Annotated in this window: 23 protein-coding genes; 9 read left to right on the top strand and 14 right to left on the bottom strand. The window is 58.4% G+C overall.

The annotated features are described in order from the left end of the window. Positions 1-72 precede the first annotated feature (72 nt). From RHM65_RS15360 to RHM65_RS15335, 6 genes are all read right to left on the bottom strand, one after another. Entirely contained in the window at positions 73-408 is a 336-nt protein-coding gene (locus RHM65_RS15360; protein ID WP_322165122.1) for an MSMEG_0570 family nitrogen starvation response protein, read from the bottom strand. Between the two features lies 1 nt (position 409). Further along, entirely contained in the window at positions 410-1,441 is a 1,032-nt protein-coding gene (locus RHM65_RS15355; RefSeq protein ID WP_322165123.1) for a sll0787 family AIR synthase-like protein, read from the bottom strand. After that, positions 1,434-1,994, bottom strand: a complete 561-nt coding sequence (locus RHM65_RS15350) for an MSMEG_0567/Sll0786 family nitrogen starvation N-acetyltransferase (RefSeq protein ID WP_322165124.1) — start codon at positions 1,992-1,994, stop codon at positions 1,434-1,436. Before RHM65_RS15350 ends, RHM65_RS15355 begins: the two co-directional genes overlap by 8 nt. A gap of 232 nt (positions 1,995-2,226) precedes the next feature. Beyond that, a complete protein-coding gene (locus RHM65_RS15345) occupies positions 2,227-3,309 on the bottom strand; it encodes an MSMEG_0568 family radical SAM protein (RefSeq protein WP_322165125.1) in 1,083 nt (360 codons plus the stop codon). Next, entirely contained in the window at positions 3,296-4,276 is a 981-nt protein-coding gene (locus RHM65_RS15340; RefSeq protein WP_322165126.1) for a Nit6803 family nitrilase, read from the bottom strand. Before RHM65_RS15340 ends, RHM65_RS15345 begins: the two co-directional genes overlap by 14 nt. Before the next feature lie 125 nt (positions 4,277-4,401). Further along, entirely contained in the window at positions 4,402-4,884 is a 483-nt protein-coding gene (locus tag RHM65_RS15335) for an MSMEG_0572/Sll0783 family nitrogen starvation response protein (RefSeq protein ID WP_297843590.1), read from the bottom strand. 237 nt (positions 4,885-5,121) lie between these two features. On the opposite strand from RHM65_RS15335, the gene RHM65_RS15330 reads away from it, so the two are divergent. Then, complete coding sequence (locus tag RHM65_RS15330) at positions 5,122-7,026, top strand: sigma 54-interacting transcriptional regulator (protein ID WP_322165127.1); 1,905 nt, start codon at positions 5,122-5,124, stop codon at positions 7,024-7,026. 26 nt (positions 7,027-7,052) lie between these two features. Here the strand turns inward: RHM65_RS15330 and RHM65_RS15325 are convergent, their stop codons facing one another. Beyond that, positions 7,053-7,694 (bottom strand): TIGR02646 family protein, encoded by a 642-nt coding sequence (locus RHM65_RS15325; protein ID WP_322165128.1) that lies wholly within the window; start codon positions 7,692-7,694, stop codon positions 7,053-7,055. Then, the gene (locus RHM65_RS15320; protein WP_322165129.1) at positions 7,687-9,051 is read right to left on the bottom strand and encodes an AAA family ATPase; all 1,365 of its coding nucleotides are present in this window, start codon (positions 9,049-9,051) and stop codon (positions 7,687-7,689) included. Before RHM65_RS15320 ends, RHM65_RS15325 begins: the two co-directional genes overlap by 8 nt. A gap of 211 nt (positions 9,052-9,262) precedes the next feature. On the opposite strand from RHM65_RS15320, the gene RHM65_RS15315 reads away from it, so the two are divergent. Further along, the gene (locus tag RHM65_RS15315; RefSeq protein ID WP_322165130.1) at positions 9,263-10,474 is read left to right on the top strand and encodes an MFS transporter; all 1,212 of its coding nucleotides are present in this window, start codon (positions 9,263-9,265) and stop codon (positions 10,472-10,474) included. Between the two features lie 229 nt (positions 10,475-10,703). On the opposite strand, the gene lpdA is transcribed toward RHM65_RS15315, so the two are convergent. Genes lpdA through RHM65_RS15295 form a run of 4 tightly spaced genes read right to left on the bottom strand, consistent with a single transcriptional unit; the run spans position 10,704 to position 15,665 of the window. Next, positions 10,704-12,101 carry a dihydrolipoyl dehydrogenase gene (gene lpdA / locus RHM65_RS15310; RefSeq protein WP_322165131.1) on the bottom strand — a complete coding sequence of 466 codons (1,398 nt, stop codon included), beginning with the start codon at positions 12,099-12,101 and terminating at the stop codon, positions 10,704-10,706. A gap of 2 nt (positions 12,102-12,103) precedes the next feature. Then, positions 12,104-13,372 carry a dihydrolipoamide acetyltransferase family protein gene (locus tag RHM65_RS15305; protein ID WP_322165132.1) on the bottom strand — a complete coding sequence of 423 codons (1,269 nt, stop codon included), beginning with the start codon at positions 13,370-13,372 and terminating at the stop codon, positions 12,104-12,106. Next, positions 13,373-14,431, bottom strand: a complete 1,059-nt coding sequence (locus RHM65_RS15300; protein WP_322165133.1) for an alpha-ketoacid dehydrogenase subunit beta — start codon at positions 14,429-14,431, stop codon at positions 13,373-13,375. It lies immediately after the preceding gene. A gap of 1 nt (position 14,432) precedes the next feature. After that, a complete protein-coding gene (locus RHM65_RS15295; protein ID WP_322165134.1) occupies positions 14,433-15,665 on the bottom strand; it encodes a 3-methyl-2-oxobutanoate dehydrogenase (2-methylpropanoyl-transferring) subunit alpha in 1,233 nt (410 codons plus the stop codon). A 215-nt stretch (positions 15,666-15,880) separates the two neighbouring features. Between RHM65_RS15295 and bkdR the strand changes: the two genes are divergently transcribed. Together bkdR and RHM65_RS15285 are read left to right on the top strand one after the other, a co-directional pair. After that, complete coding sequence (gene bkdR, locus RHM65_RS15290) at positions 15,881-16,369, top strand: Bkd operon transcriptional regulator BkdR (protein ID WP_322165135.1); 489 nt, start codon at positions 15,881-15,883, stop codon at positions 16,367-16,369. A 40-nt stretch (positions 16,370-16,409) separates the two neighbouring features. Beyond that, on the top strand, positions 16,410-17,489 hold the full coding sequence (locus RHM65_RS15285) for an FUSC family protein (RefSeq protein ID WP_322165136.1): 1,080 nt from the start codon (positions 16,410-16,412) through the stop codon (positions 17,487-17,489). A 14-nt stretch (positions 17,490-17,503) separates the two neighbouring features. Here RHM65_RS15285 and dmeF read toward each other — a convergent pair whose 3' ends face one another. Both dmeF and RHM65_RS15275 read right to left on the bottom strand, forming a co-directional pair. Beyond that, complete coding sequence (gene dmeF, locus RHM65_RS15280) at positions 17,504-18,442, bottom strand: CDF family Co(II)/Ni(II) efflux transporter DmeF (protein ID WP_322165137.1); 939 nt, start codon at positions 18,440-18,442, stop codon at positions 17,504-17,506. A 12-nt stretch (positions 18,443-18,454) separates the two neighbouring features. Then, positions 18,455-18,730 carry a metal/formaldehyde-sensitive transcriptional repressor gene (locus RHM65_RS15275; protein ID WP_322165138.1) on the bottom strand — a complete coding sequence of 92 codons (276 nt, stop codon included), beginning with the start codon at positions 18,728-18,730 and terminating at the stop codon, positions 18,455-18,457. 190 nt (positions 18,731-18,920) lie between these two features. Between RHM65_RS15275 and RHM65_RS15270 the strand changes: the two genes are divergently transcribed. The 5 genes from RHM65_RS15270 (at position 18,921) to RHM65_RS15250 (ending at position 25,579) form a co-directional block, all read left to right on the top strand. Next, positions 18,921-20,543, top strand: a complete 1,623-nt coding sequence (locus tag RHM65_RS15270; RefSeq protein WP_322171027.1) for an NADP-dependent glyceraldehyde-3-phosphate dehydrogenase — start codon at positions 18,921-18,923, stop codon at positions 20,541-20,543. Positions 20,544-20,564: 21 nt separating this feature from the next. Continuing rightward, positions 20,565-20,993: a DoxX family membrane protein gene (locus RHM65_RS15265; protein ID WP_322165139.1), complete on the top strand. Its 429-nt coding sequence runs from the start codon at positions 20,565-20,567 to the stop codon at positions 20,991-20,993. 648 nt (positions 20,994-21,641) lie between these two features. Beyond that, a complete protein-coding gene (locus RHM65_RS15260; protein WP_322165140.1) occupies positions 21,642-23,105 on the top strand; it encodes a sigma-54 dependent transcriptional regulator in 1,464 nt (487 codons plus the stop codon). Then, a complete protein-coding gene (locus RHM65_RS15255; RefSeq protein WP_322165141.1) occupies positions 23,105-24,112 on the top strand; it encodes a HupU protein in 1,008 nt (335 codons plus the stop codon). The genes RHM65_RS15260 and RHM65_RS15255 overlap by 1 nt, the downstream gene beginning before the upstream one ends. 9 nt (positions 24,113-24,121) lie before the next feature. Then, positions 24,122-25,579, top strand: coding sequence for a nickel-dependent hydrogenase large subunit (locus RHM65_RS15250; RefSeq protein ID WP_322165142.1), 1,458 nt, complete (start codon positions 24,122-24,124; stop codon positions 25,577-25,579). The last annotated feature ends 4 nt before the right edge of the window (positions 25,580-25,583 follow it).

The raw sequence follows: 25,583 nt of genomic DNA, 5'->3' as shown, positions 1-25,583 counted from the left end.
AGAGGGCCTTTCTGCCATCCCAAAAAACTCGCCAACACGTTGGCTCCTACAGGAGTGTTAGAAAAAGAGAGGTCAGAACGAGCTCCAGCCGGCACCAGGAACCCGGCCACCGCCTTCGGTGCGCATGCTGAGGATTTCTACCTGTCCGGTGTCGTAATGCAGCGCATCGAGAACGCTGGCCTGGCCTTTGAGTGAACTCAAGGTGTCCATGGCCGAGCTGCAATAGAAGCCTTTGACTTGCTTGACCCGCTCCGAGGCGTTATTCAAAGCGCTTTCCAGGCGCTTTAAAAAATCCGGTAGCGGGTAGCTAACCCCTTCTTGCAAGTGGTCGTAGATCACGGTGGACGGTGAGTAACCGGCCGCTTCTTTGCCGTTAGGCCAGCGGACTTTGAAATTGACGGCGGGCATATCAATGCTCCTGTTGGGTGAGCTTTAAAGGGCTCAGGTCGTGATCGGGGTAGCTGAAGCCGGTGAACGCCTGCTCGCGCAGGTTCCAGAATGTGTGGTGCTGCTCGCCCGCCTGAACGTCCAGCGAACCGCTGGCGTTGACCTGGCCGATGCGTTCGCAACGCAAGCCTTCGAAAGCGAAAGCCGCCTGAACGTTGATCCAGTCGCTCTGCTCCAAGGTCATCAGGAAGCCGTAGCTGGGAAACACTTGCAGCCAGCGCTCGAGGTCGGCACCGGGAGGACAGGGCAAGGCGTTAAGGTCGATGGTCGCGCCGCAACCGGTGGTTTCCAGCAGCATCAACAAACTGCCCAGGACCCCAGCGTTGCTGATGTCTTTGGCCGCGTGCAGCAGCTCGGCTTCAGCCAGGCGCGGCAGCACTTCGAGTTTGCTGCGCAGCCGCTCGGCGGGGACGCCTTCGAAGGCTTTCCAATAAGTGCTGTCGGCGTGCCAGTCACCTTCGAGGTCCACAGCCATGGCGAGCACTTGGCCCGGCGCCACATGCAGGGTCGATAACAATTTGTGGGCGATGCCGGTGATGGCCACGGCCAGCGCAGTCGGGTTGCCGGCGGCGAGACTGGTGTGCCCCCCAGCCAGCAACAATCCGTAGGCTTCACAGGCGGCGCGGATACCGGCCAAGACCTGTTTTGCAGCGTCCTGTTCGTGATGCCAATACGCATTGACCACAGCGGTGGCGCGACCGCCCATGGCGGTGATGTCGCTGACGTTCGCCATGACCGCCGACCAACCGGCAAACCACGGCGCCGCCTGAACAAAGCCCGGCAGCATGCCTTCGATGGCCAGCAACTGAAAATGGTCGCCGCAGGCAATCGCGGCCGTGTCGTCCCCCGGCAGCGCGTAAAGCTGTTCCCGGGTCAGCGAGCGATGGGCGTCGCGCATGACCTCGGCGGGTTGCTGGATCGCCTGCTTGGAAAGCATGGCCGGTGTGCTGCGCAGGGTATCGAGCAGCGCAGCGAGATCAAGAGTGTCAGTCATGACGAGCCACCTTCAGCGGGCGCAACGAGACTTGGCGCGGCATTAAGGGGTAGCTCGACAAGTCGGCCTGCATCAGGCAATGCGGCTGACCGAGCAGGTGTAGAGGCTCTAGGGTCTGCCAGTGCAGGCCGTGGAAATACGGTTCATTCGGCGCCTGCACCGTGGCGCGAAACACCTCGCAACCCAGTTCTTTGGCCCGCGACACCGCTTCATTGACCAAGGCTTTACCGATCATGCTGTGGCGTCGATAGGCCTGGGCGACGCACAACCGGCCACCAAACCACAGGCCGGGTTCGGGTTGATAAATGCGCACGGCACCCACCACCTGATCCGCCATGCCGCAACTGCCGGCCAACGCGACGATGGCAATGGCCTGGAAGTCGTGGCCGTCCTTATCCTGCGCCAACAGTTGTTGCTCATCTGAAAACACCGAACGACGCAGGGCGAAATAGGCCTGTTTCTCCCAAGTTTCCGTCGCCGGTTTAATCAGCAACTCGCCCGCACGAAACGGCTCGAAGGTGCTGTCGACCAAGGCAAAGGCGAGGTTGTGCATAAGCTGATGCTCCTCTTAAAAAACGCGTAACTGACTGACTTATATCGAATTAAACTGTGGGAGTTGGCTCGTCAACGAAGAGGACAGCGCAGCCCCCGTAAAAATTGTCCCGTTTAAATCATCGGCGCGGCCACTGGCCTCTTCGCAGGCAAGCCTGCTCCCACAGCGTTCGTATTCGCTGCGCGACAGCGCAGCGTCGGAGACGAGTCGTCGAAATTCCAACGCACATTTATTACTCATAACTTTTCAGCGCCGAGCACGCGCCGCATTTGGCGCAACCGGCGTTGATCTGATCGGAATGCAAGCCGTGACGACGCAAGCTCGCGCCGATCTGCGGGTACAACCGGGCCATCATTGCGCTGTCGGGTTTCGGGTGATTGGCCAACGGTGTACCGTCAATCGGTACGAACGGCACCACGAACGGGTACACGCCCAGGGCGCACAAACGCTCACTCATGTCGCTGATCGCCGCTTCGCTGTCACCGAGGCCGGCGAGGATGTAGGTGCTGACTTGACCGCGACCAAACACCTCGACCGCAGCGCTGAACGCTTCGAAATACCGGCTCAACGGGACTTCGGCTTTGCCCGGCATGATCCGCTGCCGCACTTCGTCGGTGACCGCTTCCAGGTGCATGCCCAGCGACACTACGCCGCTGTCGGCCAGGCGCTGAAACCAGCGGTCATCGTCCGGCGGCTCACATTGCGCTTGAATTGGCAGGTCAACCGCAGCGGTCACGGCGGCGGCCGACTCACACAAAATCGCAGCGCCACGGTCAGCGGTTTGCGGGGTGCCAGTGGTCATGACCATGTGCTTCACACCGTCTAACTCGACAGCGGCTTTGGCCACTTCAGCCAATTGCTGAGGGCGTTTGCGAGCGATGGTCTTGCCCGCCGCCAACGATTGACCAATGGCGCAAAACTGGCAGGACGTAGCGCGATCATTGAAGCGAATGCAGTGCTGCAACACCGTGGTGGCGAGCACGTCACTGCTGTGCAAAGTGGCGATTTTCCAGTACGGAATACCCTCGGCGGTGCTTAACCCGTAAAACTTCGGCACGCCGGGCATTTGCACCAGACCGACCTGCAAGCCTTGACGAAAAATCAGTGCCTGGCTGCCGTCGGCGGTGGGTTGCGCCTGATACGGCGAATCCTGTGACGCCTGATTGAGGATCGGCACCATCATGGTCCGGCTGCCGACACTCAGTGCCTTGTGGTCCGACGGCCCTGCCCCGCCCTGCCGCGACAAGCCGTTTTGCGCCGCTGGCCAACGTACGCCGTGGCATTGCAGCTCAGCCAATAATTCATTGGTTTGCATGATCAAGCTCCTCGGTAGACACGACGGCAAGGTGATGGGCGCTGCGTTCATGCACATGGGCGGTGGGCGTGCGGTCGATCAACAGGCTGAGCAGTTCCGGGCGGCTGTAATGGCCCACCGAATCCATCATTCGTTTGCGCTTGTCGATCAACGCCAGGTCCAAGTCGGCAATCACTGCGCCTTCGCCGGAGCGCAGCGGTTCGCCGAGCAACCTGCCTTCCGGGGTGACGATGGCGGTGAAGCAGCCACCCGAGATCGGGCCGAGGCTGCAACCGGTGTCTTGCATGATCTGGCCTTGCTGATCGGCGTCGAGCCATGCGGTGGCGTTGACCACGAAGCAGCCGGATTCCAAGGCGTGGTGGCGAATGGTGACCTCGATTTGGTCAGCGAACACCTCGCCCACCAGCGAGCCGGGAAACATCGCCGCGTGAATTTGCTCGCCATCTGCCATCAGTGCGTAGCGGGCCAGCGGGTTGTAATGCTCCCAACACGCCAGGGAGCCGATGCGTCCGACGGCGCTGTCGACTGCGCGCAAGCCAGAACCGTCGCCTTGGCCCCAGATGATCCGCTCGTGATAAGTCGGGGTGATCTTGCGTCGGTGCTGAATCAGGCTGCCGTCGGCGTCGAACAACAACTGTGCGTTATAGATCGTGCCGCCATCGCGCTCGTTGACGCCGATGGACACCACCATCCCGGCTTGCTTGCACGCTTCGCCAATGGCCAGGGTCGAGGCCGACGGCACGCTGACCGATTGTTCCAGCAGTTTGAGGTGTTCCTTGCCCATGGCGAACGGCGGTTGGACGAAGGAGAAATAGGGGTAGTACGGCACCACCGTTTCCGGAAAGACCGCAAACTGCACGCCCTGTTGACCGAGGGCGATGATCTGCTGACAGACCTTGTCCACAGTGCCTTCGCGGCTATAAAGCACCGGACTGATTTGTACGGCGGCAGCTTTGATGATGGGCATGATGGGGGTCCTGATGGAGTGACAAATATCGGTAGGAGCCAACGTGTTGGCGAGGCGGCATTTCTGACAAACCGCGAAGGCCGCTCGCCAACACGTTGGCTCCTACGGACAAGGGGCGTTTTGTTTTATGCAGTCCAGGTATCGATGATCATTGCGCCTTCACGGCGCATCAGCAGACGCAGGTCCATCACGTCCAGTGGGTTGATCGGACGGATACCTTCGATCAAGGCTTTTTCGGTCTGGCCATACAGCGCCTGCAAAGCAAAACGGCAGGCATAGACTTTGCCGCCCTCTTCCATGAACTGGATGAGTTGCTTGTTCACCGCCAAATGGCCAGGGAACGCTTCAGCACCCAGGGTTGGGAAACCACGCTGCACGCCCAACTGCACGCCGGGGCCGTACAAGAGGATGGTGGTTTCAAAGCCCTTGCGCAGCAGACGCTTGGCCTGAAGCATGTTGACCAGGCCGATGGAGCCTTCGAAAGCGATGGTGTGGAAGGTGATCAGGACTTTTTCGCCGGGCTCGGCTTTGACGTCTTCGAAGACTTTTTCTTCGTAATCGACCAGAAAGTCGCCGTCTTTGTAATGAGGAATATCCACGGTTGGCATGTCGTCGCTCTCCAATTTTTTTGCTTTAGCGGCGGCCTGAGGTGGCTGCCGGGTTGCAAGAGAGAGAGCGAATGCCGTGCCAGGAAATTAAAATAATGTCTGCACTGACTTAAGTCATTGAATTAGATGATTATGCCAATCTGATACGGTTTTTTATCACGTATCTGATGCTATCGGCGAACCACGCATTCACGTAGAAATACGAATATTCGTAGCGGTCAATCACGAGATTTCGTAATGAACACCGAAACAGACTCCCTCAGCAACTGGGCTGACCTGGCATATTCGTCACGGCACATGGTGTTTGAACACTGCGCCGAAGCCATCGTGTTGCTCAATCCCTACGCCGACCGGTTTGGGGACCTGAACGTCGCTGCCTGCAAGCTGCTCGGCTATCCGCGCCAAGAGTTGTTGGCGCTACCGGTGAGCAAACTGTTCGGCCATCAGCTTGCAGATCTGATCGTGTTTACCCAGGCGGTGCTGGACAAGGGCCAAGGCTGGAGCGATGAGTTGAGCTGCAATTGCAAGACCGGTGAGCGTATCGAGCTGGAAATCTCCGCCACCACCCTGCAAATAAAGGGCGAGCAGCAACTGATTCTGGTGCTGCGTGAGCTGAGTCAGCAGAAGTATCAGCGCGACCAAGCCCACACCGAGCGCACCATGCGTGGCGGGCTGATCGAATGGCGCAACATTCTTAATCTGTTTCAAGAGTCCGAGCGCGACAACCAGTTGCTACTGAGTTCGGTGGGCGATGGCATTTACAGCATTAACAGCGACGGATTGGCGACCTTCGTCAACCCGGCGGGCGCGCGCATGCTCGGCTGGGAACCCGAGGACATGATCGGCAGAAATATCCACCGCATTCATCACCACACCCACGCCGACGGCAGTCATTATCCGGTGGAAGATTGCCCGATCTATAAAGCGGTGCGCGACGGCGTGATTCACGAAGGGCGCCAAGAAGTGTTCTGGCGCCGCGACGGCAGCAGTTTTCCGGTGGAATTCACCAGCACCCCGGTGATTTCCGATGGCCGAATCGCCGGCGCCGTGGTGGTATTTCGTGACATCACCGAACGCCGCAACACTGAGAATCAACTGCAAAGCGCCCTCAAAGAACTCAACGTCCTCAAACAGCGGCTGGAGGAGCAAAACGCGTATTTGCAGGAAGAAATCCACATCGAGCACAACTTCCGCGAAATCGTCGGCCAAAGCGATCCGATTCTGAAGATCATCAAACAGATCGACGTGGTTGCCCCCACCGACGCCAGCGTGCTGATTAACGGTGAATCTGGCACTGGCAAAGAGCTAATCGCCCGGGCCATTCACCAAGCCAGCCGCCGCAGCGCCAGCCCGTTGATTCGGGTTAACTGCGCGGCGATTCCCACCGAACTGTTTGAAAGCGAGTTCTTCGGCCACATCCGTGGCGCGTTCACCGGGGCGATTCGGGACCGGGTCGGACGTTTCGAATTGGCCGATGGCGGCACGTTGTTTCTCGACGAGATCGGCGAAATCCCCCTGGAGCTGCAAAGCAAACTGCTGCGGGTATTGCAGGAAGGCCAGTTCGAACGGGTCGGTGAAGAGCGCACGCGCAAGGTCGATGTACGGATCATCGCCGCCACCAACCGGGACTTGCGTCAGGAAGTCACGGCCAAGCGCTTTCGCGAAGACCTGTATTTCCGGCTCAACGTGTTCCCGATCCAGTCCCCGGCCCTGCGCGACCGCGCCATGGACATCCCGCCACTGGCCGCGCACTTTCTCAAGCAAACCAGCCAACGCCTGAACATGCCCGGCCGCCGCCTGCGCAACAGCGACATCGAGCGTTTGCAGCGTTATTCATGGCCGGGCAACATCCGCGAACTGCAAAACGTCATCGAACGGGCGCTGATTACCTCCCGTGGTGCTGATCTGAACATGGACCTCCCGGACGAACCTAAAAGCGCCGAAAGCACCACCCTTCTGTTCATGCCGTCATCGGTCATGACCGACGCGCAACTGCGAGAACTGGAGCGCAACAACATGCACGCCGCGCTCAAAGCGGCCAACGGAAAGTTGTTCGGCAAAGGCGGCGCGGCGGAATTATTGGGGATAAAACCGACGACCTTGGCGTCCAGATTGAAGCGCTTGGACATTGAGTTGGAGTGATTAGTTTTTTGATACGTTTTGCAACTTCACAAACGTAAGTGACGGATAACGTTTACCAGCACGGGAGAGAACGGCTGCAACTTATGCGCAGCGTCAGGTTGCAGCAAGTCCTCAAGTAGAAGGTCCAAAACCCGATCATCTTCCAGGCAGAGTTCTGTAGGGTCCACTGCGTAGCTGTACAGCAATGCATCCACCATAGCCTTTCGAGCACCAATCAGGCCGCGATTACCGTCTTGAGTATCACCAAGATTAAGAACTCGGATACTGGTTTGTGCTCGCTCCGTCAAACCTCGAACCTTGCCCGACATTTCAAATATCAACTCGCTTTCGCATTCTTCCATCAACGGTGTCAGGGGCAGTATTTGACTACCGTGAGCATCCCCACACTGTTTTTTCCGATTGCAGCTGGCAACGATATTTGAAAAATCCAAGGTGCGGTGCGGAGCGCGTGCCTGAGCTTCCACATGTTCACTATGAGCGCTAACTTCCTCAGACGAGACTTCCTGACAGCAATAAGCACACAGCCCAAATTGTTCAGAAACACAGGCCTTGCGAATAGAACCCTTCACGCCTTTGTTACCTTGGAGATCTTGATAGCGCTTGCCTGGGTTTGCGCGCTTCCATGCACTCAGTTCCAACGTTTCAACTCCTTTTTCGATCTTACGCACGCCGCATCCCCAGTTTTCTGATCAATAGTGCAGCTTTTGCTAACTCAAGATGCCCTGCCGGCAGCTCCTCCAATAATGATGCATAGAGAGAGGTAGCCTCCTCCACCTTGCCGTCCTGCAACAATGAGTGCAAACCATCCAGTTTTTGTTGCACATCACTGTTGCGAATATCGGTATCCATCACACTCAGCAGGACCTGATTGGCATCTAGGCCATACAATCCCGGCTGCTCCTGGACATCACCGTCATCCATCACGTAGCACAACACATCCTTGGCATCACTGATGACCAACGGGGAATGAGTCGTCAGGAGAAACTGGCAGTTAGGAAACGTCGTGGTCAATTGTCTGACCAAGGTCCGTTGCCACTTGGGGTGTAAGTGCAGATCGACTTCATCGATCAAAACGATACCGTCTCCCTCCAGCGGATTCTTCAACGATGGATTCATCATGGCCAGCCGGCGCGCAATATCGCCCACCAGTGCCATCATGGACTTTTCACCTTGGGATAGCTGGGAGACATTCAACGTGACATTGTCTTTATCGATGGCCATGTGCAAACGCGGTTTACGCTGGACACGCAGGTTATTGAATCCAGGCATAAACGCTGCAATCGCGGATCGAACCGCCGTCAGTTGGCGATCACGGGAGGATGCATTGAGCTGAGAAAGCGCATGCCACAACTCGCTGTCTTGTCCGAACCTTCGCGAAATATCGGTCAATACGTTAGTGGGAACCCCGACTTCATTTTCCCCGTCTTCACGCTCCCTGAACCATTCGAAAAACCGGCGAAAATCCACACCGCCGTTGAGCGAATTATCATAACCATCTAACTGACCAAAGGTGTGCCGGGTTTTAATCTTGAGCGGTATCTCAAGCACAGATCGCTCTACTGGATAGAAAACTATCAAGGGAACCGATGCCTGATCGTTGATACCTAACATCGCGCGATAGTTGTCCGCCAGATGACTTACATCCGTCAATTGGCTGTTCGCATCCGCTTTTCGACCTTTTCGGACAGCGGTCACCGACCAGTCGAAATTATCGCGCTCTGGACTGAACTCTATTTCTACATCGCGGGCATAAGTATCGTGGATCGAGATGGATATCGATGCGGTACTGGCAGAGTTATGAATCACATCCTCAGCAATGCGATTTCCACTTCCCTTCTCGGAACGAATTCTCGCCACCAGCCAGCTAAGCGAGAGAGCAACAGACTTGAGCAGACTGGTTTTTCCCGCGCCATTATTCCCTACCAGCACCGTAACGTTGGACGCGTGCTGATGGGTCGGGGCCAAGGCAACCTGCAGATCGACAAAACGACCCACATTGCGAAGCCTGATATTTTTGATTTCCATCCAAGTACCCTTGTGGGGTTGTCCGACTAAAGCAACAGGGCCGCATTATGTCATTCCTTGCTCAACATGGAACGGCTGACGTGAGGTCGATGAACGGTGTAAAAAGCGCCCCATTCTTTCGAAGCATATTAGCTATCACGGCCACGACCCTTTTTACTTGCGGGCGAAACCATTAGCCTGCGCGCTATCAAAAGCGCGAACGAGAATGTCCATGAGTATTACGACCCACACCGACCACTCCCACACCATGACGCGCGGGAGGGTGACGTTGTTCGCGTTTTGCTGTGGCGCCATCGTCGGCAATCTTTATTACGCCCAGCCGATCATCGAGTTGATTGCGCCTGACATCGGCCTGTCCAGCACCATGGCCAGCATGATCGTGTCGCTGACTCAGATTGGTTACGCCATTGGCCTGTTTTTCCTCGTGCCGCTGGGTGACCTCTTGGAGAACCGCCGGCTGATGATCCTGACCGCGCTGCTGGCGATCATCAGTTTGTTGGGGGCGGCGTTCAGTCAACAGCCGAATGTATTCCTGCTGGCGTCGTTACTGGTGGGTTTCAGTTCGGTGTCGGTGCAGATCCTGATCCCGCTGGCCGCGCATTTGGCGCCTGAGGAATCCCGAGGTCGGGTGGTCGGCAGCATCATGGGTGGACTGTTGCTGGGTATTTTGCTGGCGCGACCGTTGTCCAGCGTGATTGCCGACCACTTCGGCTGGCGGGCGGTGTTTATCACGGCGGCAGTCGTTATGACATTGATCAGCGTGGTGCTCGCCACCACCATGCCAAAACGTCAACCCAGCCACAGCGCGTCGTATCGCCAACTGCTGGGTTCGCTGTGGACCTTATTGCGCACTCAACCGGTGCTGCGTCAGCGGGCGCTTTATCAAGGATTGATGTTCGCCGCGTTCAGCCTGTTCTGGACTGCGGTGCCGGTAGAACTGGCGCGTAATCACGGGCTGTCGCAGACGCAAATTGCCTTGTTCGCATTGGTCGGGGCCATTGGCGCCATTGCCGCGCCCATCAGTGGTCGTCTGGCTGACGCCGGGCATACGCGCATCGCCAGTTTACTGGCCTTGATACTGGCCGTGTTGAGCTTCTTGCCGGCACTGATTCACCCGGTGTACAGCGTGGTCGGGTTGGCCGTGACCGGCGTAGTGCTCGATTTTTGCGTGCAAATGAACATGGTGATGGGTCAGCGCGCGGTTTACGCGCTGGATGCCAACAGCCGCAGCCGCCTGAATGCGTTGTACATGACCAGCATCTTTATCGGCGGGGCTATTGGCTCGGCAGTCGCCAGTGTGCTGTACGAACAAGGCGGTTGGTTATGGATCGTGCTGGTGGGTAGCGCGCTGCCGTTGATCGCGCTCATCAGTTTCCTGCTGAACGCGATCAGTGAGCGACGTATCGCGATGAGCACTGATTGATTATCTGTAGGAGCCAACTTGTTGGCGAGGCGGTGTATCGGAGATCCTTCGCCAACAAGTTGGCTCGACAATTTGCGGCGTGGATCAGATCAGCTTTTGCTTGATTTTTTGGCGACTGACACACCGCTATCGTTGGCAAGCCTCCCACAGGATCTCCATCCAATACCGCCTTTCTGGATGGCAAAAACCCTGTGGGAGCAGGCTTGCCTGCGAAGGATTCAGGGCTAATTCAAAGATGCAACGCATGCCCCAACGCGCGCAGCGCGGCTTCGTGCACGGCCTCGCCCAAGGTCGGGTGGGCGTGGATGGTGCCGGCGATGTCTTCCAGTCTTGCGCCCATTTCCAGGGATTGGGCGAACGCGGTGGATAACTCCGACACGCCGACGCCAACCGCCTGCCAGCCCACAATCAAATGATTGTCACGTCTGGCCACTACGCGCACGAAGCCGCTTTTCGATTCCAACGTCATCGCCCGGCCATTGGCCGCAAACGGGAAGCTCGCGACCAGACAATCCAACCCCAGCGCGTTTGCTTCCTCCGGGGTTTTACCGACCACCACTAATTCCGGGTCGGTAAAACACACGGCGGCAATCGCTACCGGGTTGAATTCTCGGGCGTTGCCTGCGATCAATTCCGCGACCATTTCCCCTTGGGCCATGGCGCGGTGGGCCAACATCGGTTCGCCAGCCAGATCACCGATGGCCCAGACGTTACGCATGCTGGTCTGGCAACGGTCGTCGATTTTCACCGCCGCGCCGTTCATGTCCAGCCCCAGCGCTTCAAGGTTCCAGCCCTGGCTGTTCGGTTTGCGCCCCACCGCCACTAGCACTTGATCAGCGGTCAGGGTTAAGGCCTGGCCTTCGGGATCACGGACTTGCAGTATCCGGGTTTCAGGGTCGAAGCCTTGAACGCTGTGTTGCAGGTACAGCTTCACGCCCAGGTGTTTCAAGGTCTCGGCAATCGGTTGAGTGAGTTCCTGGTCATACGCGGGCAAGATCCGATCACGGGCCTCGACCACACTGACCTCGGCACCCAGTTTGCGATAGGCGATGCCCAGTTCCAGGCCGATATAACCGGCGCCAACCACGACCAAGTGCTTGGGAATCGCCTCGGGCGTCAGCGCTTCGGTGGACGATATGATCGGCCCGCCAAGCGGCAGCATCGGCAGGTTGACCGAGGTCGATCCAGTGGCCAGCAGCAAATGCTCGCATTGGATACGCTGACTGCCTTTTTCACCGGCCACTTCAACGGTTTTGCCATCGATGACCCGGGCCCAGCCGTGGATCACCTGCACCTTGTTTTTCTTCAGCAGCGCCGCGACGCCGGTGGTCAAGCGATCAACGATGCCGTTCTTCCAGTTCACGCTTTGGCTAATGTCCAATGTCGCCGACGGTACGCTAATACCCAAGGCAGAAGGCGTGGTGAACAAACGGGTTTGGTGAAACTGCTCTGCAACATGAATCAACGCTTTGGAGGGAATGCACCCGACGTTCAAACAGGTGCCGCCCAATGCCTGGCCTTCCACCAGAATCGTTGGGATGCCCAGTTGACCGGCACGAATCGCCGCCACGTAACCGCCAGGGCCGCCGCCGATAATCAGCAACGTGGTACTTAACGTCTGCGGCATGATTACTCCAAAAATAGCGTGGCGGGTTGTTCGAGCAAGCCGCGAATGGCCTGGATGAATTGCGCCGCGTCCATGCCATCGACCACGCGGTGATCGAAGGAGCTGGAGAGGTTCATCATTTTCCGAATCACAATCTGGCCGTGGATCACCATCGGCCGTTCGACAATACGATTGACGCCGACGATGGCCACTTCCGGCAGGTTCAACACCGGGGTGCTGACGATACCGCCCAAGGGGCCAAGACTGGTCAAAGTGATGGTGGAACCGGACATTTCATCGCGACTGGCTTTGCCAGTGCGAGCGGCGTTGGCCAAGCGTGAGATTTCCTCGGCATTGGACCACAGGCTGCGGGTTTCCGCGTGGCGTAACACTGGCACCATCAAGCCGTTATCGCTTTGAGTGGCGACACCAACATGGACCGCGCCGTGACGGGTGATAACTTGGGCTTCGTCGTCGTAACGCGCGTTGATCTGCGGAAAGTCACGCAATGCCACGACCATCGCCCGGACCAGAAACGGCAACAGGGTTAACTTGCCGCGACTGGCGCCCCACGTGTGATTGAGGTGAACCCGCAGCTCTTCCAGCGCCGTGACGTCGACTTCTTCGACATAACTGAAATGCGCGGCCCGGCGAGTCGCGTCTTGCATGCGTTGGGCGATTTTGCGGCGCAGGCCGATGACCGGAATTTGCTGTTCGTCGTTGCGCTGAGCATAGGCGGAGGTCGGTGCCGGGATGGGCGTGTCGCGCTGTTCTATATAAGCATCAAGGTCTTCATGGCGAATGTGCCCGGCCGGGCCGCGACCCTGCACCAGACGCAAGGCGATGCCCAAGTCCAGTGCGCGTTTGCGTACGGCCGGGGAAGCCAAAGGGCGTTCATCGGGTGCGCGGGAGACAGGCGCCTGTGGCGCGGGCTTAACGTCAGCAGGTGAATGCTTCGCTGCCGCCTCAACCTTTACCTGGACAACGGGCGTCGCTACCTGCACGGGCTCAGTCTTGGCAACACCTGCTGATTCCCGGTGATTGCCCTCGCCCTCCACTTCAATCCGAATCAATTCACTGCCAACTGCCATGACTTCACCGGGCTGCCCGCCCAAGGCAATGACAATGCCTGCCACCGGAGACGGAATATCCACCGTGGCCTTGTCGGTCATCACATCGGCCACGACCTGATCTTCGACCACCCGGTCGCCGACCTTGACGAACCACTCCACCAATTCCACTTGCGCGATGCCTTCGCCAATGTCCGGCATTTTAATAACATGCGTGCCCATTCAGACCTCCATAACCCGTTTCAACGCCGCGCCCACTCGGGACGGACCTGGGAAATACGCCCACTCTTGCGCATGCGGGTACGGGGTATCCCAACCGGTAACGCGTTCAATGGGTGATTCCAGGTAATGGAAGCAGTGTTCTTGAACCAGCGCCACCAACTCGGCGCCGAAGCCGCAGGTCCGGGTCGCCTCATGCACTACCACGCAACGGCGGGTTTTTTTCACGGAATTGACGATGGTTTCCAAGTCCAGCGGCCACAAGCTGCGCAGGTCGATGACTTCCGCATCGACCCCGGTTTCCTCGGCGGCGACTTGTGAAACGTAAACAGTGGTGCCATAGGTCAGCACCGTTACGTCGCTGCCGGGACGAACAATCGCTGCCACATCCAGCGGCACTTTGTAATAACCATCCGGGACAGCGCTGGACGGGTGTTTCGACCACGGCGTTACCGGGCGGTCGTGATGGCCGTCGAACGGGCCGTTGTACAAGCGCTTGGGTTCTAGAAAAATCACCGGGTCATCGCATTCGATGGAGGCGATCAACAGACCTTTGGCGTCATACGGATTCGACGGCATCACCGTGCGCAAACCGCAGACTTGGGTGAACATCGCTTCGATGCTTTGGCTATGGGTCTGGCCGCCGTAGATGCCGCCGCCGCAGGGCATGCGCAGGGTCATCGGGGCGGTGAATTCTCCGGCCGAGCGATAACGCAAGCGGGCGGCTTCGGAAATGATCTGATCCGACGCGGGGTAGACGTAATCGGCGAACTGAATCTCGACCACTGGCCGCAGCCCGTAGGCGCCCATGCCCACGGCGACGCCGACGATCCCGCTTTCGGAGATTGGCGCGTCGAACACCCGCGAGGTGCCGTATTTGCTTTGCAGCCCTTCGGTGCAGCGGAACACACCGCCGAAGTAACCCACGTCCTGACCGAATACCACCACGTCATTGTCGCGCTCAAGCATCACGTCCATGGCCGAACGCAGCGCCTGGATCATGGTCATGTTGGTGGTGGTCATGGCGGTGTCCAACTGGATGTCGTTGTTGAAGTCGTTCATGTCAAATCCCCAGTTCCTGACGTTGCCGACGCAGGTGCTCGGGCATCTCTTTATAGACGTCGTCGAACATCGTTGCGGCGCTGGGCGTTTGTCCGCCAGCCAGCGTGCCGTAGCGCTCGGCTTCCTTCTGCGCAGCGATAATCTCGGCTTCGAGCTCAGCGCTGGTGGCGGCGTGCTCTTCCTCGGACCATTGGCCGATGTGAATCAGATGCTGCTTCAAGCGCAGAATCGGATCGCCCAACGGGAAGTGGCTCCAGTCATCGGCCGGGCGGTATTTCGATGGATCATCGGAGGTCGAATGCGGACCGGCGCGGTAAGTGACCCACTCGATCAGCGTCGGCCCCAAATTGCGCCGCGCACGTTCAGCGGCCCAGGCCGAGGCGGCATAAACGGCGACAAAATCGTTGCCATCCACGCGCAACGAGGCAATCCCGCAGCCGACGCCACGACCGGCAAAGGTCGTCGCTTCACCGCCGGCAATCGCTTGGAAAGTAGAGATGGCCCATTGGTTGTTGACCACGTTGAGGATCACCGGTGCGCGGTACACGTGGGCGAATGTCAGGGCGGTGTGGAAGTCGGATTCAGCGGTGGCGCCGTCACCGATCCAGCCCGAGGCAATTTTGGTGTCGCCTTTGATCGCCGAAGCCATGCCCCAGCCCACCGCTTGCACGAATTGCGTTGCGAGGTTGCCGGAGATGGTGAAGAAACCGTAGTCGCGCACTGAGTACATGATCGGCAACTGACGGCCTTTAAGCGGGTCGCGTTCGTTGGACAGCAGTTGGCAAATCAGGTCCACCAACGGCACTTCACGGGCCATCAAGATGCTTTGTTGACGGTAGGTCGGAAAGCACATGTCGGTCACGTTCAAGGCTAGGGCTTGCGCGCTACCAATCGCCTCTTCGCCGAGACTCTGCATGTAGAACGACATTTTTTTCTGACGCTGGGCGACCACCATGCGGTTGTCGAAAATTCGCGTCTTGAGCATGGCGCGCATGCCTTTGCGCAAAATTTCTACTGGAACGCCTTCGGCCCAAGGCCCCAAGGCTTGGCCTTGATCGTCAAGAACGCGGATCAAACCTTTGGCGAGGTCGGCGGTGTCTGCCGGCTCGACGTCAATCGGCGGCTTGCGCACCAGACCGGCGCCGGTCAGCCGCAGGTAGGAAAAATCGGTTTTACAGCCTGGACGGCCGGAAGGTTCAGGAACGTGCAGACGCAGGGGTTCGTATTCGTTCATGGCTGTTCTCTACGCTCGGTCTTGTCATGTATTTATTATTGGGCGTTAGGTTAAGCGTTGGAGCGGTGTCAATGTGTTGGACAAACCGATGCAGGTCTTGTCCTACACAAATCATATTCCTGAGTGTGGAGAATATTTTTCTCATGTTGGTTGCGCGAACGGTCATTTAAAGACAATTATTCTAAATAACTACAACAAACAGGCGTATTTGTCTCATGAGGAAGCTGGATAGGACGGATATAGGGATTCTCAACAGCCTTCAGGAGAATGCCCGCATCACCAACGCGGACCTCGCACGCTCAGTCAACCTGTCCCCTACCCCGTGTTTTAACCGGGTCAAGGCGATGGAGGAATTGGGGCTTATCCGCCAACAAGTCACCCTGCTAGACCCCGAATTATTGGGCCTGCACGTGAACGTGTTTATCCACGTCAGCTTGGAAAAGCAGGTCGAAGAAGCGTTGCACGTGTTCGAAGACGCCATCGCCGACCGGCCGGAGGTCATGGAGTGTTATTTAATGGCCGGCGATCCGGATTACATGCTCCGGGTGCTAGTTCCGACCATTCAATCACTGGAACGGTTTCTCCTCGACTTCCTGACCAAAGTGCCCGGCGTGGCGAATATTCGCTCCAGTTTCGCGCTGAAGCAGGTTCGCTATAAAACCGCGTTGCCGTTGCCCGCCAATGGCTTGAGCCTCGGCCTCTAAGGCGGTCGATTGCCGCTTACAATAAGGCCTGATTGATCCGATGAAATATTCCCGATCTTCGCGATTTCCGTCGATGCTGCGCAAAGTCTTGCGGCCGTTGCTGGACCCGTATCGGCGTTACCGCCACGCACGGCTGATTCACTCGGTGCGCGTGTCGCTGGGCTTACTCGCATCAATCTTGCTGACCACCGGTATCAACCTGCCCCACGGCGAATGGGCCTCGATCACCATGTTGGTGGTGATTGGCGGCCTGCAACACCACGGCAACATCGGCAAAAAAGCCGCCGAACGCGCGTACGGCACGCTGATCGGTGCAGCGGTGGGCCTGCTGTTTATTGCCCAGTTCGCCTTTTTTGGCAGCCCGACCCTCACCTACGTCGGCATTTCGGTGGTGTGCGGCTTTTTTGCCTACCACGCGATTGGCAAAGGTGGTTACACGGCGCTGCTGTCGGCGATCACAGTGTTTATCGTCGCCGGGCATGGCGACAATCCGGTGGCCGATGGCCTTTGGCGCACCGTGGACATCCTGATCGGCATCGTCCTGGCCCTGGCGTTTTCCTTCGCCTTGCCGCTGTATGCGGTGTTCTCCTGGCGCTACAACCTGGCCAGTGCTCTACGCGATTGCGCGGCGATACATACCCGGATCATCAGTGGTCAATCGGTCACCGACGATGAGTATTTGAAGCTAATGAACCGCTTGAACGGCGCCATGGTGCAATTGCGGTCGCTAATGCCTTCGGTGTCCAAGGAAGTGAAGATCTCGGTGAGCCAACTGGATGCGATCCAGCGCAATCTGCGGATGTGCATCAGCACTCTGGAAATCCTTGCCAGCACCCGCCCTTCCACCGACGACGGACGGGCAATAGCCTCGCTACAAGTGTCATTGCAAGCCGAAAACCGACAAATTCGCATGCAATTAGTCGGCATGGCTCGCGCCCTGCAAACCGGCAACGCAGAGCGGCTTGAGCGGCCGGTCAGTGGAGTGGAAAAAGACCCCATGACCGGCACACCGGTTTACTCGGCACTGGACGGCTACCGATTATTGACGCTGCAATTGGCGGCCAATATCGACGACATGCGCCAACGGCTGGCCAAGGTTTCCGGGCAATGGACGATTTGAGGGTGGGTCCGACACTAGGCTGTGCGGTACTCCACCGTCAGGTGCGTCACTTCGTGTACCGGCGCCAATCGCTGGCGAATGATGTCAGCATTGATCGCCGGACTGCCCAAGACGCTGACAATCGCCGCCCGTGCTTCAGGGCCGACACGCCATACGTGGAGATCGGTAATCGTCGCGTCGTCGGTCTCGCCAAGAATCTCGCGGATTTCTTGCGCGACAGGGTCATCGGTCTTGTCGAGCAATACCCCAGCGGTGTCGCGCATTAGCGTCCAGGCCCAGCGCGCAATCACCAACGCGCCGACCACGCCCATGGCCGGATCCAGCCAGACCCAACCCAAATATCGACCGGCGAGCAAGGCCGCGATGGCAAGAATGGAGGTCAGTGCATCCGCCAACACATGGACATAGGCTGATCGCAGGTTGTTGTCTTGGCTATGGGCCCCGTGGCCGTGAGTTTCATGACCATGATCATGCCCGTGCTCATGGTGGTAGTGACCATGGCTACCGGACAGCAACAGCGCACTGACGATGTTCACGGCAAGACCAACGATTGCGATCAACGTCGCGGTGCCAAATTGCACGTGGGTCGGTTCAAACAACCGCAGCACTGACTCGAAACCAATCCCTATGGACACCAGACCCAGTATCAGCGCCGACGCAAACCCGCCCAAATCACCCACTTTTCCGGTGCCGAAACTGTACCGGGCACTGGCTGCATTGCGCTTGGCGTAGCTATACGCCGCCGCTGCAATGCCCAAAGCCCCGGCGTGCGTTGCCATATGAAAACCATCAGCGAGCAAGGCCATTGAACCGGTCAGATAACCTGCCGTAATTTCACCGACCATCATCACCACGGTTAGTGCTACCACCCATAGGGTGCGCTGGGCATTTTCATCGTGCGCCGCACCCAAAAAAACATGGTCGTGGGTGTAATTCAGCTGTGAACTCATCATCGTGTAGACCTTCTATTTTGAATAGCGGCGAATGGCTTCAAGCAGTTCTTCAACGCCTATGGCGCGCTCTTCGTCACTCAACTCAGGGTTTGCCACGTGCTCGCGGGCGTGGGCTTCAATGAGTTCATCCATTAAGCCGTTGATTGCACCCCGTGTTGCCGCGACCAAGTGCAGGGTCTTTGCGCAGTCTTGGTCGGACTCCAGAGCGCGCTCCACGGCGTTGATTTGCCCGGCAATGCGTTTCACCCGTTTCAGCAACTCGTCTTTGTTAGACATTATGTGAGACATACCATACCCCCCCTCCCTATACAGGGAGGGGATATTCACAAAAAGTGCCACGTCGCGCAAGTCTTAAACCGCGAGACGTGAGACTTCCATCGCTCGGCAGTGCTGGACAGAAGTGTCTTTGCGTTGGAAAGTGAATCGCAATTGAGCTGGATTTTTTAGGTTACATTTTCAATCTGGGGGTAAAGCCATGATCACCGCGAGCGTTCTCGACCACCTGTTTCCCGCCGCTGCCGGCATCCCGGAAATCTATCGACTCAACGGTGAAATTGAACAGCGCGAGTATTTGGTTAACGGCGTGTTGGAAATCTGGCCGGGGCCGCTGGCCCGTGTTCATAGCCCGGTTCACCTGACGACTGATCACGGCGACGAGCAAGTCATTCTCGGCAGTACGCCGTTACTGGATGCCGCCACCGCCTTGACCGCGCTGGACGCCGCCGTTGACGCCTACGCCCGTGGCCAGGGAAGCTGGCCAACGATGCGCGTTGCCGAACGAATCCAGCACGTTGAAGCGTTTTTGCTGCGCATGCGCGAGCAACGCTCGGCGGTGGTCAAACTGCTGATGTGGGAAATCGGCAAAACCCTCAAGGACTCCGAAAAAGAGTTCGACCGCACCTGTGACTACATCGTCGAAACCATCAATGCGCTCAAAGAATTGGACCGTCGCTCCAGTCGTTTCGAGCTAGAGCAAGACACCCTCGGCCAGATCCGTCGCGTGCCCATGGGCGTCGCCCTGTGCATGGGGCCCTATAACTATCCATTGAACGAAACCTTCACCACGCTGATTCCGGCGCTGATCATGGGCAATACCGTGGTCTTCAAACCGGCCAAGCTGGGCGTGTTGTTGATCCGTCCGCTGCTCGAAGCCTTCCGCGACAGCTTCCCGGCGGGGGTGATCAACGTGATCTACGGCAGCGGCCGAGAAACCGTCAGCGCGCTGATGGCCAGCGGCAAGGTGGACATCTTCGCCTTCATCGGCACCAACAAAGCCGCCAGCGCCCTGAAAAAACTGCACCCGAAACCTCACCGTTTGCGCGCTGCGTTGGGCTTGGACGCGAAGAACCCCGGCATCGTGCTGCCAAGCGTCGATCTGGACAACGCCGTCAGTGAATGCCTGACCGGCTCGTTGTCGTTCAACGGCCAACGCTGCACCGCGCTGAAGATTTTGTTCGTTCACGAAGAGGTGGTGGACAGCTTCATCGAGAAATTCAACCACAAACTCGAAGCCCTCAAACCCGGCATGCCATGGGAACCCGGCGTGTCTTTGACGCCGCTGCCAGAAAAAGGCAAAACCGATTACCTGAGTTCAGTGGTGGCCGACGCTGTCAGTAAAGGCGCGAAGGTGGTTAACGCCAAAGGCGGAGAAATTCGCAGCTCATTCTTCTACCCGGCGGTGCTATACCCGGTCACCACCGAGATGCGCATCTATGCCGAAGAACAATTCGGCCCGGTCGTGCCCATCGTCCCCTACCGCGATCTGGACACCGTGATCGATTACGTACTTGAGTCGGATTTCGGCCAGCAACTGAGCCTGTTCGGCAACGACTCGGCTGAAGTCGGACGCTTGGTGGACATCTTCGCTAACCAGGTCGGGCGCATCAACATCAACGCCCAATGCCAACGCGGGCCAGACACCTTCCCGTTCAACGGCCGGAAAAACTCGGCCGAAGGGACGTTATCGGTCCATGACGCGTTGCGGGTGTTTTCAATTAGGACCTTGGTCGCGACCAAATTCCAGGACGGCAACAAAGCACTGATCAGCGAGATTATTCATAATCACGAGTCGAATTTTTTGACCACTGATTATATTTTCTGATCATTTGAACGGGGGCAGACCGTGACCGATCACAGCAAACGCGAGCGTACTCGCAGCATCCTGCGCTGGGTGGTCGCGGTGTTCTACTTCACGGCGGGCATCTTTCACCTGTACGCCACCGACGGTTTCGTCGGCATCGTGCCCGACTGGGTGCCCTACCCGCACGCCACGGTGATTATCACGGGTTTGTGTGAACTGATCGGGGCGGTCGCTTTGTTGACCCACCGCTTTCGAAAACTTGCCGCAATCATGCTCGCGCTGTACGCAGTGTGCGTGTTCCCGGCGAACATCAAACACGCGATTGACCATTTGCCCATTGGCGGGATGGTGCTGGGTTGGGGTTATCACGGCCCCAGATTGGCGTTTCAGCCGGTGCTGGTGTGGGTGGCGTTGTTTAGTGGGGCGGTGGTGGATTGGCCGTTTAGGGGGCGAAATGAGGTCGACGGCTGAGGGGTTGGTCGACATTTGGGACCGAGTGCTACGAAGACATACACCTGTGGGAGCCAACTTGTTGGCGAAAAATCCATTTGGTTGTATCAGGTACACCGCCTCGCGAACACGCTCGCTCCTACCGAGGAACAACCAATCCCGGTGGGACCGAATGTATTCGGGAGTGGATTTAAAGAGTGACATAGCCTCTTCCCGAATGAATTCGGTCCCACGGATTCTGGCGCTGCAAAGGTCTCTGTAGCTGCGCAAGGCTGCGATCAGATGTCAGTGCCTACTCTTCCGTGTCTGCCAAAAGTCTCTGTGGGAGTTGGCTTGCCAACGAAAGCGTCATTGCAGGTAACCCAAGGTTTGAGGTCGATATCAGCGGCGTGACTACGGGCTTCTTCGCAGGCAAGCCTGCTCCCACAATGAAATCCCAGAGCCGTTGCGGCTTCACGAGAACATCGCAACTTTCAAGTCATTGAGTTATGTGGCTGACAGCAGCAGGCACGTTTCGGAGTTTCTGCTACATCCTGAAGATTAAAACACGGATGAATCGGATGACCCCGCAAACCACCCGCCCGTCGACCACGGCCATGCTACTATCGCCCCTCATTCGCAACAGCTCGGCATCGTCGTGAACCTTCCTATTCTCTTCTTTGTCTGCCCATGACTTCGACCTCTGACACGCCATCTGATCTGCCAACAGTTCTTGTGGTGGACGACGAACGGCGCTCGCGAGAATCGTTGTCGCGGGTGTTGAATCAGGAGTTTGAGGTGCTGCTGGCCGATTCGGCGCTTGAGGCGCGCACGCTGCTTGAACAGCATCCGGTGTCGGTGATTCTGTGTGATCAGCGCATGCCCGGCATGAGTGGTATTGAGTTCCTCAAGGAAGTCCGGGAGCGCTGGCCGGAGTCGGTACGGATTGTCCTTTCCGGCTACACCGATTCAGAAGACATCATCAACGGCATCAACCACGCAGGGATTTATCAGTACCTGCTTAAGCCCTGGTTGCCGGAGCATTTGCTGAGCACGGTGCGCAGCGCGGTGGAAAGCCAGTCACTGCAAAACCACATGCAGCGACTTGATCTTGAGCTGCGCGCCGGGACGCCGGTATTGCGTCGGCGCAGCCAAGAGGCCCTTACACGGGTTCGGGATGCCTTCGACTTTTCACGCATCGTGCGTTCTGCCGGCGGCCCGCTCGACGCCATCTGTGAAATGGCGGCACGGGTCGCCCGCTATGACCTGTCGGTGCTGCTGCTGGGTGAGTCGGGTACCGGTAAAGAGCTGCTTGCTCGCGGCATCCACTATGCCAGCCCCCGCGCCGCCAACGCGTTTGTCATGGAAAACTGCGCGGCGTTGCCCGATACCCTGCTGGAGTCCGAGCTGTTCGGGCACAAGCGCGGCGCCTTTACCGGCGCTCATCAGGATCACGTAGGCCTGTTTCAACGCGCGAATGGCGGCACGCTGCTGCTCGACGAAATCGGTGATACGTCGCCGGCGTTTCAGGTCAAGTTGCTGCGGGTTCTCCAGGAAGGCGAGCTACGCCCGGTGGGCGCATCGAGCACGGTGCGGGTCGATGTGCGGGTGATCGCCGCGACCCACCGCGACCTGGAAGAAGACGTGCGCACCGGGCGCTTTCGCAGCGACCTTTATTACCGGCTGGCGGGCGTCAGTCTGGCGCTGCCGCCGCTTCGCGAACGCAGTGCCGATATATTGCCAATTGCCAACAAACTGCTCGATGACGCCCGTCTGGAACTTGACTTGCCGGGACTCACGTTCGCCAGCGATGCCATGGCCAGCCTGATCGGCTACTCCTGGCCCGGCAATATTCGCGAATTGCGCAACGAGATCTACCGCGCCGCCGCCCTATCTGACGGCGCACAAATTAATGCCCGTGCGTTCTCCTGGCGAGTGCTGCAAGGTCAGGCCCGGCTTGCCCTGGCCGCCAGCCTTCCCACTTCAAGTCCGACCGGCACCTTGCAAGAGCAACTCGACGCCATTGAGGCAACACTGCTAAAAGAGTCGTTGTTGCGTCATCGTTGGAACAAGACCCACGCGGCGCGTGAATTGGGTCTGTCCCGCGTAGGGTTGCGCCAGAAGCTGCGTCGCTTCGGGCTGGAGGAATCTTGATGGAAGGTAAAGCGTTCAACGTGCTTTGGCTGCAATCGGGCGGCTGCGGCGGCTGCACGATGTCATTGCTGTGCGCCGACACCCAAGACTTCGCCGGCATGTGGCGCAACGCCGGAATCGAGCTGCTTTGGCATCCCTCGCTGTCGCTGGAAAGTGGCGACGAAATGCTCGACATCCTCAACGACTGCTTACAGGGCCGCACCCGCCTGGATGCGTTATGCATCGAAGGCTCCTTGCTGCGCGGGCCGAACGGCACCGGGCGTTTCCACATGCTGGCTGGCAGCGGTCGGGCGATGATCGACTGGGTCCGGGATTTGGCCGGTATCGCCGAATACACACTGGGCATCGGCACGTGCGCGGCATATGGCGGAATCACCGCTGCCGGCAACAACCCCACCGATGCCTGCGGCTTGCAATACGACGGGCACCGAATCGGCGGCTTATTGGGCGCAGATTACCGCTCACGTCGGGGTTTGCCGGTGATCAACGTTGCCGGGTGCCCGACGCATCCGGGCTGGGTCACCGATACGCTCATGGCTTTGGCTGCGGGATTATTCGTCGAGTCTGACCTGGACATCCTCGCTCGGCCGCGCCTTTACGCTGATCAGTTGGTTCATCACGGTTGCACCCGCAACGAATTCTACGAATACAAAGCCAGTGCCGAGAAGCCGTCGGACATTGGCTGCATGATGGAAAACCTCGGCTGCGTCGGCACTCAGGCCCACGCCGATTGCAACACGCGCCTTTGGAACGGTGAAGGCTCCTGCACCCGTGGCGGCTATGCCTGCATCAATTGCACGGCGCCGGGCTTCGAGGAGCCGGGGCATGCGTTCAACCTCACGCCCAAGGTGGCCGGGATTCCCGTTGGTTTGCCGACTGATATGCCCAAAGCCTGGTTTGTCGCCCTGTCTGCGTTGTCCAAATCGGCGACGCCTAAACGGGTCAAGCTGAACGCCACGGCCGACCATCAACTCATCGCCCCCATCGTGCGTCTTCCACGGCACTAGGAATGTTTTATGTCTCGTCTGGTGGTGGGTCCGTTCAATCGCGTCGAAGGTGACCTCGAAGTGCAACTTGAGGTCGAGGAGGGCCGCGTGCGTTCGGCGCAGGTCAACGCGACGATGTTTCGGGGCTTTGAGCAGATTCTGTTGCAGCACTCGCCCCTCGATGCGCTGGTGTACGCGCCGCGCATCTGCGGGATTTGCTCGGTCTCGCAGTCGATTGCCGCCGCCCGCGCGCTGGCTTCATTGGCCGGTGTTCAACCGCCGGATAACGGCTTGGCGACGATCAACCTGATGGCCGCGACGGAAAATCTGGCCGACCATCTCAGCCATTTCTACTTATTTTTCATGCCGGACTTCGTTCGCCCGGTGTATGCCGAACGCCGCTGGTACGCCGCCGCTCAGGCGCGCTTCACGCCGGGCCACGGCAGCCAGCAACGGCTGGCACTGTCCGCGCGCAAACGCTTACTGGATTTGATCGGCACCCTGGGCGGTAAATGGCCGCACACAGGCTCGATCCAGCCTGGCGGCTCGACCCGCGCCATTGATGCTGCCGAGCGCATGCGCCTGCTGATGCGGGTTCGCGAGTTCCGTCAGTTCTTGGAAACTGAGCTGTTCGCCACCCCTCTGGAGCGCATCATCGGGCTGGGCAGCGAAAACGAACTGTGGGCCTGGCTGGCTGAAGCGCCGGGCCAGGGCGACCTGCGCCAGTTCCTCGACATCGCGCTGGACAGTGGTCTGGAACATTCCGGGCCGGGGCCGGGGCTGTATCTATCCTATGGCGCCTATCCGCAACCTGATGGGCAGATGGTATTTGCGCAGGGTGTATGGAATGGGGTTACGCAGCAGATAGAAGATCTGGAGCTGTCGGATATTCGCGAAGACGCCGCCCATGCCTGGCTGGATGACGCCGACGGCCCGCTGCATCCAGCCCAAGGCCAGACTCAGCCGCTGGTAGAAAAGCCTGCCGCTTATACCTGGAACAAAGCGCCCCGACTGGCGGGGGCAGTGCTCGAAACCGGCGCGCTCGCCCGGCAGTTGATCTCCGGACACCCATTGTTGCGCGATGCCGCCGCCCGTTGCGGGGCCACGGTTTACACCCGGGTGTTGGCGCGGCTGATGGAACTGGCCCACGTGGTGCCGCTGATGGAGCAATGGTTGCAGGCCCTGCGACCCGGTGAACCCTACTACCGCACCGCGGAACTGCCGGACAATGGCAGCGCCGTGGGCCTCACTGAAGCGGCGCGCGGTGCTTTGGGCCATTGGCTTCAGGTCGAGCAAGGGCGCATTGCCAGTTATCAGATCATTGCCCCGACCACTTGGAATTTTTCCCCGCGTGACGCCCAGGGCCGACCCGGTGCCCTTGAGCAAGCACTGGAAGGTGCGGCGGTGTTGCCTGGCGAAAAAACCCCGGTTGCAGTGCAACATATCGTTCGTTCATTCGACCCGTGCATGGTGTGTACAGTGCATTGAACCG

It is taken from the genome of Pseudomonas sp. CCI4.2 (assembly GCF_034350045.1).
Taxonomy (GTDB): domain Bacteria; phylum Pseudomonadota; class Gammaproteobacteria; order Pseudomonadales; family Pseudomonadaceae; genus Aquipseudomonas.
The sequence above is the reverse complement of the archived record's forward strand: the minus strand, read 5'-3'. Positions and strand labels throughout refer to the sequence as shown.